Source organism: Pseudomonas sp. BS-2016, from assembly GCF_001806145.1.
GTDB lineage: Bacteria > Pseudomonadota > Gammaproteobacteria > Pseudomonadales > Pseudomonadaceae > Aquipseudomonas > Aquipseudomonas lundensis.
In genome coordinates this window covers 264,720-279,926 of the sequence record NZ_MLCT01000037.1, presented here as the reverse complement: position 1 = coordinate 279,926, position 15,207 = coordinate 264,720, and the positions used below count along the sequence as shown (strand labels likewise).

13 protein-coding genes are annotated in these 15,207 nt (G+C 60.0%); 7 read left to right on the top strand and 6 right to left on the bottom strand.

All coding sequences use genetic code 11. From position 1 onward, the window contains the following. The first annotated feature begins 62 nt into the window (after positions 1-62). The gene (locus BKD70_RS21020; protein WP_047274461.1) at positions 63-440 is read left to right on the top strand and encodes a response regulator; all 378 of its coding nucleotides are present in this window, start codon (positions 63-65) and stop codon (positions 438-440) included. 21 nt (positions 441-461) lie between these two features. Here the strand turns inward: BKD70_RS21020 and BKD70_RS21015 are convergent, their stop codons facing one another. Together BKD70_RS21015 and BKD70_RS21010 are read right to left on the bottom strand one after the other, a co-directional pair. After that, positions 462-2,135 (bottom strand): response regulator, encoded by a 1,674-nt coding sequence (locus BKD70_RS21015; protein ID WP_047274463.1) that lies wholly within the window; start codon positions 2,133-2,135, stop codon positions 462-464. A gap of 152 nt (positions 2,136-2,287) precedes the next feature. Continuing rightward, positions 2,288-3,343, bottom strand: a complete 1,056-nt coding sequence (locus tag BKD70_RS21010; RefSeq protein WP_047274465.1) for a tetratricopeptide repeat protein — start codon at positions 3,341-3,343, stop codon at positions 2,288-2,290. 196 nt (positions 3,344-3,539) lie between these two features. Here BKD70_RS21010 and BKD70_RS21000 point away from each other — a divergent pair, with 196 nt between their 5' ends. Both BKD70_RS21000 and pssA read left to right on the top strand, forming a co-directional pair. After that, a complete protein-coding gene (locus BKD70_RS21000; RefSeq protein ID WP_047274470.1) occupies positions 3,540-4,676 on the top strand; it encodes a glycerate kinase in 1,137 nt (378 codons plus the stop codon). 85 nt (positions 4,677-4,761) lie between these two features. Then, on the top strand, positions 4,762-6,105 hold the full coding sequence (gene pssA, locus BKD70_RS20995) for a CDP-diacylglycerol--serine O-phosphatidyltransferase (protein ID WP_047274472.1): 1,344 nt from the start codon (positions 4,762-4,764) through the stop codon (positions 6,103-6,105). Positions 6,106-6,153: 48 nt separating this feature from the next. Here the strand turns inward: pssA and BKD70_RS20990 are convergent, their stop codons facing one another. Both BKD70_RS20990 and BKD70_RS20985 read right to left on the bottom strand, forming a co-directional pair. Next, positions 6,154-8,337 (bottom strand): TonB-dependent receptor, encoded by a 2,184-nt coding sequence (locus BKD70_RS20990; RefSeq protein WP_371914015.1) that lies wholly within the window; start codon positions 8,335-8,337, stop codon positions 6,154-6,156. Between the two features lie 227 nt (positions 8,338-8,564). Then, positions 8,565-8,843, bottom strand: a complete 279-nt coding sequence (locus tag BKD70_RS20985) for a DUF1652 domain-containing protein (protein WP_047274476.1) — start codon at positions 8,841-8,843, stop codon at positions 8,565-8,567. Between the two features lie 258 nt (positions 8,844-9,101). On the opposite strand from BKD70_RS20985, the gene BKD70_RS20980 reads away from it, so the two are divergent. Genes BKD70_RS20980 through BKD70_RS20965 form a run of 4 tightly spaced genes read left to right on the top strand, consistent with a single transcriptional unit; the run spans position 9,102 to position 12,883 of the window. Continuing rightward, positions 9,102-9,920: an AraC family transcriptional regulator gene (locus BKD70_RS20980; RefSeq protein WP_047274478.1), complete on the top strand. Its 819-nt coding sequence runs from the start codon at positions 9,102-9,104 to the stop codon at positions 9,918-9,920. Between the two features lie 49 nt (positions 9,921-9,969). After that, positions 9,970-11,376, top strand: a complete 1,407-nt coding sequence (locus BKD70_RS20975; protein ID WP_047274480.1) for an FAD-binding oxidoreductase — start codon at positions 9,970-9,972, stop codon at positions 11,374-11,376. A 31-nt stretch (positions 11,377-11,407) separates the two neighbouring features. Further along, positions 11,408-11,749, top strand: a complete 342-nt coding sequence (locus BKD70_RS20970; protein ID WP_047274482.1) for a cupin domain-containing protein — start codon at positions 11,408-11,410, stop codon at positions 11,747-11,749. Positions 11,750-11,803: 54 nt separating this feature from the next. After that, positions 11,804-12,883 carry a polyamine ABC transporter substrate-binding protein gene (locus tag BKD70_RS20965; RefSeq protein WP_047274485.1) on the top strand — a complete coding sequence of 360 codons (1,080 nt, stop codon included), beginning with the start codon at positions 11,804-11,806 and terminating at the stop codon, positions 12,881-12,883. Here the strand turns inward: BKD70_RS20965 and BKD70_RS20960 are convergent, their stop codons facing one another. Both BKD70_RS20960 and BKD70_RS20955 read right to left on the bottom strand, forming a co-directional pair. Then, positions 12,884-13,867, bottom strand: coding sequence for an NAD(P)-dependent oxidoreductase (locus BKD70_RS20960; RefSeq protein WP_047274531.1), 984 nt, complete (start codon positions 13,865-13,867; stop codon positions 12,884-12,886). It abuts the gene before it with no gap. 20 nt (positions 13,868-13,887) lie between these two features. Beyond that, positions 13,888-15,183 (bottom strand): MFS transporter, encoded by a 1,296-nt coding sequence (locus tag BKD70_RS20955; protein WP_047274487.1) that lies wholly within the window; start codon positions 15,181-15,183, stop codon positions 13,888-13,890. Positions 15,184-15,207 lie beyond the last annotated feature (24 nt).

The window sequence follows — 15,207 nt, the reverse complement described above, 5'->3', positions numbered from 1 at the left end:
CGCAACCTATGGCCGACCCCATGGTCGTATTGGCAGCATTTGCAGCAATTAAGGTTTCCCCCATGAGTGAAGATGCACAAGATGTGGTTCTGATTGTCGAAGACGACCCTTCGATCCTGATGGTCTTGTCGGCCTATTTGTCAGGCGAAGGCTATCGCGTGTTGCAGGCCGAAAACGGTGAGCAGGCCTTTGAGATCCTGGCCAGCAAGCCGCATCTGGACTTGATGGTCACGGACTTTCGGCTGCCGGGCGGTATTTCCGGGGTACAGATCGCTGAGCCTGCGGTCAAACTGCGGCCGGACCTGAAAGTGATTTTTATCAGCGGCTACCCGCAGGAAATACGCGAGACGGACAGCCCCATCACGCGCAAGGCGCCGATTTTGGGCAAGCCGTTCGATCTGGATAAGCTCAAAGAAATCATCCAGAACCAACTGGTCTGACATCCGCTTGATAAAGAGGATTCAGGCCAGCAGCATCTCATTCACCTTGGCCGTCAGCAGGTCAAAGGTGAAGGGCTTGGTAATCAACTGCATGCCTTCATCCAGAAAACCGCCACGCGCAGTCGCATGCTGTGCGTATCCGGTGATGAACAGCACCTTGAGGTCCGGGCGCGCCTGACGACTGATCTCGGCCAACTGGCGGCCGTTCATGCCCGGCAGTCCCACATCGCTGATCAATAAATCAATGGTTTGCGCCGACTCGATAATGGGCAGTGCAGCATTCGCATCTTCGGCGCTGAGCACCGTGTAGCCGTGTTCTCGCAGCACTTCGATCACCAGGTTGCGTACCGCGTTGTCATCTTCAACCACCAGCAGCGTTTTTTCGGCGTTGGCGGCCGTTTCTGCCTGTGACAAGCCTTGCGCGCTGAGCTCACCACTGCTGCCGTTACAGCGCGGTAAAAACAATTGCACCGTGGTGCCGCTGCGTTCCTGGCTGATGATGCGCACATGGCCGCGTGACTGTTTGCAGAACCCATAAATCATCGACAACCCGAGGCCTGTGCCCTGACCGATGGGTTTGGTGGTGAAAAACGGGTCGAAGGCGCGTTTAAGCGTGCTTTCTTGCATGCCGCAGCCATTGTCGCTGGCGCTGAGCACGATGTAGTCGCCGGGAGTGAAGTGTCCGTTGGCTTCGCTGAAGGCGGTGTCGACTTGCACGTTGTACGTCTTGACGGTGAGGTGACCGTCTTCGGGCATGGCATCGCGGGCGTTGGACACCAAATGCAGCAACGCGTTTTCCAACTGCTGTGGGTCAACGTCGGCGATCCACAGGTTGTCATCGGCTTCCAGGGTGAGCCGGGTGGCCGGCGCGAGGTTTTGTTCCAACAACGCCCGCTGCGCCAGCAGCCACTCGCTGATCATGGTGGGTTTGGAGTCCAGTGACTGGCGCCGCGAGAACGCCAGCAGTCGATGGGTGAGCCCCGCCGCACGGTTGGCGGAGGTCACGCCCATGTCGATAAGGCGATCCAGATCATCGAGCTTGCCCCGGGCCACCTTGCGCCGCAGCAGCTCCATGCTGCCGATAATCCCGGCCAGCATGTTATTCAAGTCGTGGGCAATGCCGCCGGTGAGTTGTCCGACGGCTTCCATTTTTTGCGCGTGGCGCACGTCGTCGTTATGTTGCAGGGCTTTCTCGACGCGACGATCTACTTCCAAATCAATGGCTTGCAGCGTGTTCTTAATGAAGTTGTCACGTTCGCTGAGGCGGTGGGTGCAATCCCTGGCGGCGTATTGCTGTTTGCGTGTGCGCAACGCGTTTTTTGACAGGCACAGCAACTGCGCATGTGACCAGGGTGAGGCCACGAAAAAAGCGTTGCCCAATTGTTCGCTCAGATGACTCAACTGAAGGTCCGACCAGTGAGGTTCTGCGGTCAGCACGATGACGGCCAGATCCGACCAGTCGGGTTGTTGCAACAACACATCGCTCAGTTGCTCGAAGGCCTCAGACTGTCGCGAGTCGGCTTCGACTATCAGCAAACCGGCACCTTGTTGCAGCGCCGGATGCAGGTGGTCCATGCAGGCCAGCTCAAAACCGTTCACGCCGCCTGAAGCCAATTGGTGCAGATCAACCGACTTTTCTAGCCCGGGGCACGTGAGAATCAGGGCGCGCTCCTCGGTGGGTCCCAATGCAATCACAGAATTTCCCGCCTATTGATACTCGACTCAAAAATTACCCGCGTTTATGCGGCTATATGGTCTTGACCCTGAGCCATCGTGGCGGTTCAACGTTTTGAAATATATATTCAAATGCATCTATTCGAAGGCCCTGGAATCACCCAAAAAAGAGCCTATAGCCCTTGCTGCAGCGCGGGGTCGTCGGGGTTTTGTTGTTCCAGTTGGGCCAGCAACACCTGCACGTTTTGCAATTGCCCCGACTCTTTCCAGTACCGGATTAACAGCACCCGAGCCTTGCGATTGGCGGGTTGGCGCTGCAGCAATTCTTCAAGCTGGCGCTGCGCCGCCTCGAGCTGGTTCAAGTCGTGCAGGGCGATGGCCAGCGTGTAGCGATAGTCGCTGTTGTCAGGTTCCAGCTCGACGGCCTTGGCCAGCCCGAGCAGGGCATATTCGGTTTGCCCGTGATTGTGCAGCCAGATGCCCAATGCATGCTGCAAGTAGGCCGAATCGGGGTGCGCCTCCAACTGCTGCGCCAGTAACTCGCGGGCGCGGTCGCTTTGGCTGCGTTTGTCGAGCAGCTCCACGCGTGCGACTACGGCCTTGAGGTTGTCCGGCTCAAGGTGGGTGACTTTTTCCAGCGCCGCTTGTGCCTCGTCCAACTGACCTTCGTGCAGGTACAAGCGTGCGAGCTGGCCCTGGGCCTGGGCGCTGTCGGGCTGGGTCTTGAGCGCTCGCTCATATTCGTCAATCACGTGCTGCAGCGGGCCGAAGTACAACCCTTGTTCATCGGGTGACAAACCCAGCAAGGCGTTGGCTGCGGCAAACCGCACGCTTTGCTCCGGGTCGTCAAGGATCGGGCCGAGCAGCAACGTGCGTTGCGCCCCCGGCACCAGCCCGACAATGCTCTGGATGGCGGCTTCGCGTACCAGCGCAGACGGGTGATGCAAGTCGGCATCGGCCAGTTTCAGGGCGTGCGGGCTGGGGTAGTTGGGCAGTTCGGCGTGCAGGCTGGCGCGGCGGATGTCGGACAAGTCCGTGCGGGCCAATTGTTGGTACAGCACACGGGCAGCGCCGGGCTGGCCATTGTGTGCTTGCTCGAGGGCCTGAGCGTAACTGTGATTGAGGTTGGTCGGGGGGACGGTGGCCGCAGGGCGCATCCAGAACCACAGGCAGGTGGCAACGACGGCGGACGCCAGGCTGAGCAACAGGTAGCGATGGGGCTTTAGCATGCAAATTCCAGAAGCAGGCGTGCGTAATGAGCGCCAGCTTCGGCCAGTGCGGCGTGCGAGTCAAACCCTTGTCCGGCTGCAAGCGCCAGGCTTGTGAAAATGTACAACAAAGGTCGTAATCCCTTGTGCAGCGGCCTGGCGTGTTTGCGCGCCGATACTGGCAGCATGAATGGCATAAGAACTGGAGATTCGTCTGATGAAAATCGTCATTGCCCCTGACTCGTTCAAAGACAGCCTGAGTGCGGAAAAAGTCGCTGATGCCATTGCGGCCGGTCTGGCCGACGTGTTGCCCCATGCGCAGTTGATTAAATGCCCCATGGCCGATGGAGGCGAAGGCACGGTTGACGCCATCGTGGCGGCCGGTAATGGCCAATTGCGCCGTGAACAGGTGCAAGGGCCGTTAGGTGAGCCGGTTTACGCCAACTGGGGCTGGTTGCCGGAAACCCGCACCGCGATCATCGAAATGGCGGAGGCCAGCGGTTTGCAATTGGTGGCCCTTGAGCAGCGCGATGCGTGTGTCAGCAGCACCTATGGCACCGGTGAGCTGATCAAGGCCGCGCTGGAGGCGGGCGCCCAACGCATCATCCTGGCCATTGGCGGCAGTGCCACCAATGATGCCGGGGCAGGTGCCTTGCAGGCGCTGGGGCTGGGGCTGTTTGATGCGCAGGACCGCGCGCTGCCGCGTGGCGGTCTGGCGCTGGCACAGCTGGCGCGCATTGACCTGCAAGGGCTGGACCCGCGCCTGGTCGATGTGCGCTTTGAAATCGCCGCAGACGTCAACAATCCGCTGTGTGGCGAACAGGGTGCTTCGGCTATTTTCGGTCCGCAAAAAGGTGCCTCACCGGCACAGGTGCGGCAATTGGACCACGCGTTGGGGCATTTTGCCGATCACTGCGCCAAGGTGTTGCCCAAGGACGTGCGTGACGAGCCGGGTTCAGGGGCTGCGGGCGGTCTGGGGTTTGCTGCCAAAGCGTTTTTCGACGCGCAGTTTCGGGCCGGGGTGGACGTGGTGGCCGAGCTGGTCAACCTCAACGAGGCCGTGCAAGGCGCTGCGCTGGTGATCACTGGCGAAGGCCGTTTTGACGCGCAGACCCTGCGCGGTAAAACGCCGTTCGGGGTGGCGCGCATCGCCCGCAGCAATGGCGTACCGGTGGTGGTGTTGGCCGGCACCTTGGGGGAGGGGTATCAAGCGTTGTACGAGCACGGCATCCATGCCGCGTTTGCCGTGGCCAGTGGCCCGATGACGCTGGACTACGCCTGCGCCCATGCGTCGCAGTTACTGACCGATCGGGCGCGGGACATTGCGCGACTGTGGAGCCTGGGTCGCCAATAAGGCGTGGGGTCGAAGCGAGGTTACTGCTTGAAACACAGAATCGTGTAAGCTTCGCGGTTATTTGCATTCGACCTTAGCGAGCCCTATGCCGTCGCTCTTCAAACGCTCTCTGCTGCCCAAGTTGCGCAGCTTTCCGTTGTCCGCCGACGCGTTCAGCATCTTGCCCGGTGCGGCCGATTTTCGGCGTTGCCTGCTGGAGCACATCGCCAATGCCCGCCAGCGCATCACGCTGGTGGCGTTGTACCTGCAACAGGATGAAGCCGGTCAGGAAATCCTCGATGCCCTGCACGCCGCGAAAGCGGCCCGACCTGAGCTTGAAATCGTGGTCATGGTGGATTGGCTGCGTGCCCAGCGCGGACTGATCGGTGCGGGCAAGCAGCCGGGCAATGCCGCCTGGTATCAGGCCCAGACGCAAGCCCATGACACCCACGTGCCGATTTACGGTGTGCCTGTGCAAACCCGCGAGTTGTTCGGCGTGCTGCACCTCAAGGGCTTCATCATTGATGACTGCGTGATCTACAGCGGCGCCAGTCTCAACAATGTGTACCTGCACAAGTTCGACAAGTACCGGTTCGACCGCTACCACGTGCTCAATAACAAGCCGCTGGCCGATTCGATGCAGCACTTCATCGAGCATGACCTGATCCAGACCAAGGCCGTGCACCGTCTGGACCTGCCGACGCTACCGAGCACGCGTAGCCTGAGGTCGGCCATCGGGGATTTACGCAGTCGCCTGAAAAAAGCCAGTTACGACACCCGCCAAGGCACGGTCGGCCACTTTGGTCTGTCGGTCAGCCCATTGTTGGGTGTGGGCAAAAACAACCCGTTGAGCCGGGTTATTTGCGAATTGATCGCCAGCAGCCAGCAGCAACTGACCATCTGCACACCGTATTTCAACTTGCCGCTGCCCGTGACCCGCGAAATCAATCGCGCGCTGGAGCGTGGGGTGCGCATCGACATCGTGGTGGGTGACAAAACGGCCAACGACTTTTACATCCCGCCCAGCGAGCCCTTCAAGGTGATTGCGGCGTTGCCGTACTTGTATGAACTGAGCTTGCGCCGCTTTGCCAAGAGCCACCAGGCGATGATCGACAGTGGCCTGCTGAACCTGCACCTGTGGCGCGATGGCGACAACACCTACCACCTCAAGGGCATGTGGGTGGACGATCGTTACACCTTGCTGACAGGCAACAACTTGAACCCGCGCGCGTTCAGGCTGGACCTTGAAAACGGCTTGTTGATCGATGACCCGCGCCGCGAGTTGCTGGAACCGCGCCGCAAAGAACTGGACGCGATCTTTGCCCACACCACGCGCATTGAGACGTTCAGGCAGCTCGAAACCCTGACCGATTACCCGCCTGCCGTCGCCAAGTTCCTGCGCCGCGTCAGCCGCGTGCGGATCGAGCGCCTGCTGTACCGGATACTCTGACCCTCACCTGCGCACTGCAAGTGCAATTCTTGCAGTGCGCCTATCGGCTTAGAAGTCCACTGTGGCCGAGACTTTCAGCAAGCGTGGCTCGCCCTGGCTCAGGTAACCACCGTTGGCGGAAGCCCAATAACGGGTATTGGCGACATTTTCCAGATTGGCCCGCAGGGTCACGGCACGCTGCTCCACGTCGAAGCTGTAACGGGCGCCAAGGTCAAAGCGGTTCCATGCAGGGATGCTGAGCGTGTTGGCCTCATTGGCGTATTGGCCGCCGGTGCGCAGCATACGGGCATTGAGCGCCACGCCTTGCAAACCCGGCACGTCCCAGTCTGCTCCCAGGTTGTATTGAAACTTCGGCACACCGATGGCCCGGTTGCCATCATTTGCGCCGTTTTTAGTACCTTTGAGCGCCGTGTCCATCAGGGTGGCGCCCGCCAGCAGACGCAAGCCATCTATCGGTTCGCCATAGAGGTTCAGTTCTACGCCACGGTTGCGCTGGGTGCCTTGGCGTACGTAGGTGCCATCGGCGTTGGTGTAGCCATCGGAAGGCTTTTCGATACGGTACACGCCCAGGCTGGCGCCGAAGGTGCCTTTGTCGTATTTGATCCCCGCTTCGACCTGCTTTGAGCGCGCCGGGGCAAAGACTTCCCCGGCGTTTGTCACTGGCATGCCGCCCGCGGAAGCGGGGGCTGTCGGGCCTTGGGCCAAACCTTCGATGCGGTTGGCGTACACGGACACGTTTTCCCAGGGCTTGAGCACAATGCCATATACCGGCGTGGTGATGGATTCGTCGTACGCGGCAGAACGATTGCCCTGATAGTTCCAGCCATCGACTTTGAGCGTCTGCTTGCGCAGGCCATAGGTCAGCAACACACGGTCATCAACAAAGCCCAACGTGTCGGAAATCGCCACGCTGCGGTTAATGGTTTTGCCGACAATCCCCGGATCGTTGATATCGCCACCCACGTACTTGCCTGGCGCGGGCTGGGGTACGTCAACGGTGTCATATAGGTTATTGCTGAACGTGCCGCTCAAGTCATAGGCCGAGCGCTGTTGGGTCCAGATCCCGCTCACCCCCAGATTGACCTGATGACTCACCGGGCCGGTCTGGAACATGCCCCGCAGCCCGGCCATGGCACTGCGGTTGTCCTCGTCGTGGGCCACAAACATGTTCGATGCTGTGGTTGCGCCAGCGCTGTTGAGCAGTGTGGGCGTGGAGTAATTCCCTACTTCGCGGGTGTGCTTGGCGCCAGCGGCGGCATAGGCGGTCCAGTGGTCGGAGAGATCGTACTCGGCGCGGGCCATGCCGAAGGTGTCTTCCAGGTCCGTGGACGTCCATTTCTGGCTGTAGTTGTGATCAGCATCGGGGGCATGGGGGATATCGGTAAGCGCAGACCCTAAATACACGGTGTTGCGATTGCCATTGATGCGTTGCTTCTGATAACCGAAGTCGGTAGACACCCGCAGCCGATCGCCGCGGTAATCCAAGCCAAGGGCAAACAGCTTGGTGCGCTGGTTTTCATTATCGATGGCGGTGTCGCCTTCGCGTTGTGCCAGGTTCATGCGCACCCCGAACTGGTTTTCAGCGCCAAAGCGCTGGCCCAGATCCAGATGCTCGCCGATGCGCCCGTTATTGGATATATCGGTGGTGAAACGGCGTGTCGACGTGTCCTCAGCGCGTTTGGGTTGCAGGTTGATGCCACCGCCAACCCCTGACCCTGTGGGGGTGACGCCATTAATAAACGCGTTCGGCCCTTTAAAAACTTCAACCCGTTCAAGGCTGTCAGAAGAAATCATCTGACGAGGGAGGACGCCGAACAACCCGTTGTAGGAGACATCGTCCGTTGTGAGGGGCAAGCCGCGAATCACAAAAATCTGCGAGGCATTACCGTACCCGAACGACTGACGCACCGAAGCGTCGTTGAGCAGTACATCCCCCAGACTTTCAGCCTGCTGGTCTTCGATCAGCTGTGAGGTGTAACTCGCCATCGTGAACGGCACATCCATGATGTCCTGATTGCCCAAGACACCCAATTCTGCGCCGCGTGCGACCTGGCCGCCGCTGTACACCGCGGGCAGTGCAGTGTGCTGCGGTGCTTCGGCGGACACCGCGGTGGGGTCGAGGGTCAGGGGCGTATTGACAGGCGATTCAGCCAGGGCGGCCGGGGCGCTCATGGCGCCGATCAGGGCAGCAGCGATCGGCGTGAGTCGCAAGGGTGCAAAGGGTGTGCGCAGCATCGGGATTTCCGCATGAAGTGATTAAGATCGATCAGCTTCCCTGCAGATACAAAAGTAAATGATATAGATTCTCGTTGTTGCCATGAAGTTAAATCTACCGTCACGTAGATATTTCATGCATGACAGCTGCCGACGGGATGTCGGCACACGTGAACAGAGAGGGCAGTAAAAGGCTACATCGCGAACCGGGACGTTCGCCAAAGCATCTCAGCAAACGGTTTGGCTCACGCCAGTTCTTGCCATGCTTGTGGCGGGACAAAGCTCTCAAGCTCGTCTTCCACGGACTGAATGATGCGCGCCACTTCGGTGGTGGTCATGACGGTGGCGCACGGGATACCGGCGATGGCGATCACGGTCTCGCCGCTGGCCCGGTCAAACAGCCGGGCAATCATGCTGCGCGGGGCGTCCATGGTGGCTTCGAAGCCCATCGGATGGAAATGCCAGCGCATTAATTGGCAGGCATTGGGAAATGTCACTTTCGTGGTATTGCTCACCGGTTTCATCGAGCGCTTCCTTTTGCTCAGTGGGTGTGCGGTCTCGGGTCGCCCCGGCCGCGTGTATGTGCGAGCGTTTCGTGTTCAAACCTAGCATTGTGCTCCCGACACGATAAGGGTTTTGTGCCCAACGGGCCCATTGATTCGCCGGGCTTTGATGCAAATCATGCACTGAAGCGTTTTAGCGGTGCGGGGTGTACCCGTGCTTGACCATTGAAGCGCGCTCATAATCTCGGCACTCTCTGTTTTATTTCACCGAGCCTTGCCATGTTTGCCCCTGAAGACGGCCCCGAGCAGACCCGCGCCACTGGTGATACGGTCATGCGTTACCACTTGTGCTGGAAACACCGCGATCTTGACGGGGTGATGGCGCTTTACCACCCCGGTGTCGTGTACCACGACTTCTTCCAGAATCGGGTGATGGGTTTTACCCAATTGCGTGACTACGTTCAAGCGTCCATGCCCCGTGCAGCGGATGAGGCCCTGGAGCACAGTGACCGCATTCGCCTGGACGGCAACACGGCATTCATTCAGTACCGCATCACCCTGCGTGGTAGCCACGGGCTGGTGTCATTCAGGGCCAGCGAAGCCATCACGGTGCGTGACGGTCTGATCTGGCACGTCAATGAATACGCATCGCTGGTGCACGAAACCCCTGAAAACCCCGCCGGGCAACCCCCTATACGGCCTGCGGTCAGTCGCCTGGGCCTGTCAGCCCGGCAGCTGAGCTTCATGGCCCGGGACCTGCAAACCTATTTCGAGCGCCAGCAACCTTACCTCGACCCCGCGCTGGACCTGCAACACGTCGCCAACGCCTGTGGCTATACGCGTAACCAGATGTCGTATTTGCTCAATCAAGTGCTGGGACAAAGCTTCTATCGCTACGTGAATCAGGCACGTCTGCGCCATGTATTGGCCGCCATGGACGCCGCCGTGTCGCCTCTTAAAGTGGACGAGGTGGCCTTTGCCGCGGGCTTTAACTCGCTGTCGGCGTTCTACAGCTGTTTTCGTCGGCACACCGGGCAATCACCCAAGGCTTATGCGCGGCACATTTCTTTGCGGGCACGCGCGCAAGACGTACCTTGAGGACAGGCGCTAGGATCGCTCCATTCCTGAAAACAGTGTGGAGACCGCAATGCCAGCCTGGCGCTCAATCAGCTTGTGGATGGACCAACTCGCGGACGACCTCACAGCGCGCCGATCGCTTGAGCACGATCTGGACGTAGACGTGGTGATTGTGGGGGCGGGGTACACCGGGTTATGGACCGCCTATTACCTCAAGCGCCATGCGCCCGAACTGAGCATTGCCATCCTCGAAGCGCAAACGGCGGGTTTTGGCGCATCTGGGCGCAATGGTGGTTGGCTGATGGGCAACTTGCTGGGCGAGGACCGCATGCTCGCCGGTCTGTCGGTGGAGCAAAGGCGTCAGTCCTACCGCTTGCTGCATGGCATTCCCGATGAAGTCAAACAGGTCATTGATCGCGAAGGCATCGACTGCGATTACCGCAAAGGCGGTGCCTTGTTCTGTGCCGCGCGCTACCCCGAGCAGGCCTCCACCCTGCGTCAGTATTTGACGGCACTTCACGCTCAAGGTCTCAACGACGCGGATTACCGCTGGCTAGAGCCTGCTGAACTGGCGCAGCAGCTGCGCATTGCCACGCCGTACGGTGCGATTTTCACCCCGCACGTTGCCACGATTCAGCCCGCCAAACTGGTACGCGGGCTGGCCCGGGCGGTTGAGCGCATGGGCGTGAAGATCTTCGAGCAAAGCCCGGTCACGGCGTGGCAACCCGGCCATGTGCGCACCGCCCATGCACACGTCAGGGCGCGCTGGGTCGTGCCCGCGGTTGAAGGCTATGCCAACACCCTGGCGCCGTTAGGGCGTTATCAATTGCCGGTGCAGAGTCTGATCGTCGCCACGGCGCCGCTGCCTGAAGCCGTGTGGGATGAAATCGGGCTGTCGGCCGGTCAGGCGTTCAGCGAAAACAGCCGCCAGGTGACGTACGGGCAGCGTACCCACGACAACCGCCTGGTGTTTGGCGCGCGTGGCGGCTATCAGTTTGGGGGCCGTTTGCGCCACGACTTCAACCTGACTCCGGCTGAAATCGAGGTGCGCCGCTACCTCTTCACCGAGCTTTTTCCGGCGCTCAAGGCTGTGCACATCAGCCACGTGTGGGGCGGCAATCTGGGCATGGCGCGGCGTTTTCAGCCGCACATGCTCTGTGACCGGCCACACGGTATTGCCTTGTCCGGCGGTTATGGCGGGGAGGGCGTAGGCGCGAGCCATTTGGGCGGGCGCACCCTCGCGGACCTGATCTTGCAGCGCGACACCCTTGAGGTGCAGCAGCCCTGGGTGCTGACCGCCGGTGGTCTCAACGCGCTCAAAGCGTGGGAGCCGGAGCCGTGCCGCTGGTTGGGTTACAACGCCGTTATCCGCAGTTTTGTCTACGAAGACCAGACCCTGGCCAACCCGCATGTCGCCCCTTGGCGGCGGGGGTTCGCCCGTGGCCTGGCCAATGTGATGGAAGGTTTTATGCAGTAACCCCCCCTTTGGCACCCACAAGGAACGCTCCATGAGCATCACTCACTTCAAAAACACCGCCCACGTGGCGCTGCAAACCTCCTCACCCGTGGCGGTGCCCCTCGGCACGCCGGTGGCCGAGACCTCAGTGACCTGTGTCGAGCGCACTGACGGCGTTGAAACCGGGATATGGGCGTGCACGCCGGGCCGCTGGCGGCGGCAGATCGTGGCGCAAGAATTCTGTCATTTCATTGAAGGGCGCTGCACATTTACCCCCGATGACGGGGAAACCCTTCACATAGAAGCGGGCGATGCACTGATGTTGCCGGCCAACAGCACCGGGGTCTGGGACATCCAGCAAACCGTGCGCAAGACCTATGTTTTGATCCTTTGATCACCGAACCCTGCCCATAAAAACAGCGACACACAATACGCAAGGAATCGAATCATGATCCGCATCGCCCTGTTGCCCCTGATGCTGGCTGGCACGTTGTGCCAGGCGGCCGAGACCGTGAAAATTTACAACTGGTCCGACTACATCGCCCCCGACACGCTGAAAAACTTCACGCGTGACACGGGCATTGCGTTCAGCTACGACGTGTACGACAGCAATGAAACGCTGGATGGCAAATTGATGACCGGCCAATCCGGTTATGACGTGGTGTTTCCGTCCAACCATTTCATGGCGCGGCAGATACAGGGCGGGGCGCTGAAAAAACTCGACAAGGACCAATTGCCGAACTGGAAGAACCTCAACCCGGCGTTGCTCAAGGCCTTGCAAGTCAATGACCCCGGCAATGAGCACGGTTTCCCTTATTTATGGGGCAGCACCGGGATTGGCTACAACGTCGCCAAGGTCAAGGCCGTGTTGGGCGAGAACGCGCCTGTGGACTCCTGGGACTTGATTTTCAAGCCCGAAAATATGGAAAAACTCAGCAAGTGCGGGGTGGCGATTCTCGACAATGGCCCTGAAGTCTTGCCAGCCGCGCTCAACTACCTGGGGCTGCCCCACCACAGCAAAAGCCCCGAAGACTATAAAAAGGCCGAAGCCATGCTGATGAAGGTGCGTCCTTATATCAGTTACTTTCACTCCTCGAAGTACACCAGCGATCTGGCTAACGGCAATATTTGCGTCGCAGTCGGGTTTTCCGGGGACATCCTGCAAGCCGAAACCCGTGCCAAAGAAGCCGGGAATGGCATCGATATCGGCTATTCGATCCCTAAAGAAGGCGCCGCCATCTGGTTTGACATGGTGGCCATGCCTGCCAATGCGCCGGATGAAAAAGCCGCCTACCGCTTCATGAATTACCTGCTGCGCGCGGACGTGATGGCAGGGATCAGCAACTACGTGCACTACGCCAACGGCAACGCGCAGGCCGATGCGCTGGTCAACCCCGAAATAAAGGCAGACACCAAGGTCTACCCGACACCGCAAATGCTGCAGACGCTGTTCGCCCTGCAAGCCATGCCGCTCAACATCGACCGTGTGCGCACGCGCCTGTGGACCCGAATCAAGGCCGGGGAATGATCAGCGGCCCTGGTCAAATGCGCTTGGGTTGACCAGATTGGGCGGGCGCTGCCCGTCCAGAGCGGCCAGCAAGTTGTCCACGGCGCAGCGGGCCATGGCTTCACGGGTTTCTATGGTGGCCGAGCCGATATGCGGGGTGGCCACCACGTTGTCCAGCGTCAGTAAGGGCGAGGCCGGGTCCAGCGGTTCGCGTTCAAACACATCCAGCCCCGCGCCGCGAATCTGCCCCTGCTGCAAGGCGTGGATCAGCGCGGCCTCATCGACCACTTTGCCCCGTGAAATGTTGATGAAAATACTGTCGGTACGCATCAATGCGAATTGCTCTGCACCGATCAGGCCTTGGGTTTCGGCGGTCAATGGCAGTGTCAGGCAAATGAAGTCCGCCTCTTGCAGCAACGCCTTGAGGCTGCGGTAGCGGGCGCCAAATCGGGCTTCGACCGCCGGTTTTGGCGAATGACTGTGATAGATCACCGGCATGCCGAAGCCAAAGTGCCCCCGTTGCGCCAACGCCTCGCCAATGCGGCCCATGCCAATGATGCCCAAGGTTTTGCCATGCACATCGGTGCCGAAATGTTCCGGCCCGATGTTTTTTTGCCATTGCCCGTTGCGCACGCGAATCGCCAGCTCCACCACGCGGCGGGCGCTGGCCAATATCAAGGCAAACCCGGTATCGGCCGTGGTTTCGGTCAGCACGTCCGGGGTGTTGGTCAAAAGAATGTGGCGCGCAGTGAGGTAGTCCAGGTCGTAGTTATCGATGCCCACGGACACGCTGGCAATGGCTTCGAGCTTGGGCGCCAGATCCAGCCACTGCGCGTCCAGTTTCAGGCTGGCCCCCAATAAGCCCTGCGCCTGGGGCAACGCCGCACGCAATTGGTCCAGCCCGTGGGCATCCAGCCGCTCGATCAGCGTGACGTCGGCGCGTTCTTGCAAGCGCTGCATCAAGGGCGCGGAGAGTGTTTTGTAAAGCACGACATGTTTTTTCAAGGCAATCACCAACCTTCAATTCAAGAGTGAGCCAGACGCGCCGTGGCGCTGACTGTCGACGCGGCCGGGTCTTTGGACGCGGGTTTGAGCATGACCGTGAGCAATACCGAGATCAGCAACGCACCGCTCATCAACAGGTAGGACGCCCCCGGCGAGCCGGTTTCGCTGTTCAGATAGCCCACCAGATAGGAGCCGGAAAATGACCCAAGCGCGCCCATGCTGTTGATCAACGCCATGGCCCCGCCTGCCACGTTGGATGGCAGGATTTCCGGGATGATCGCGAAGAACGGGCCATACGGTGCGTACATGCAGGCCCCGGCAATCACCAGCAACGTGTAGGACAACCAGAAGTGCTCTGCACCTAATGCGTAGGAACCGTAGAACGCAACCGAGGCAATCAGCAGCGGCGGCCAGACGAAACGCTTACGCTTTTGCAGTTTGTCCGAGCCCCACGACACGCCGAGCATGGCGATGACGGCGGCCAGGTACGGCAGGGCCGACAGCCAGCCGGCCTCGATCATGTCCATGTGCGCGCCTTGTTTGAGAATCGACGGCAGCCACAGGACAAACCCGTAGACGCCGATGCTCCAGCAGAAGAACTGCAAGGCCAGCAGGATGACTTTGGGGGAGCGGAACGCCGCAGCGTAGTTCTTGACCGGGGCCATGCCGACTTGCTCGGCATCAAGCGCGCTTTGCAGGTCCTGTTTTTCCTGGGTGCTGAGCCACGTGGCTTCGGCAGGGCGGTCATCGGCCAGTCGCCACCAGATGAACGCCCAGATCACTGCGGGCAGCCCTTCGACGATGAACATCCAGCGCCAGCTGTAATGCTGCACCAGGTAGCCCGAGACCACGGACATCCAGAGCATGGTCACCGGGTTGCCGAGGATCAGGAAGGTATTGGCCCGCGAGCGTTCGGCGCGGGTGAACCAATGGCACAGGTAGACCAGCATGGCGGGCATGACGGCGGCTTCCACCACGCCGAGCATGAAGCGAATGGCGATCAGGCTGTAGGCGTTGGACACCACACCCGTGAGCGTGGCCAGACCGCCCCAGAGAATCAGGCTGACAAAAATCAACTTTTTGACGCTGTTCTTCTGCGCATAAATGGCCCCCGGCACCTGAAAAAAGAAGTAACCGAGGAAAAACAGCGCCCCCAGCAACGACGACAGGCCGGGGGTGATGTGCAGGTCTTCGGCCATCCCGGAGGCGGCGGCAAAGCCGTAATTGGCCCGGTCCAGATAGGCCAGGCTATAGGTGATGAATACGATCGGCATGATGTACCACCACCGGCGGGCAGCGAGTGTTAGCGATTGCATGGCGTAGCTCCTGAGCTTGTTGTT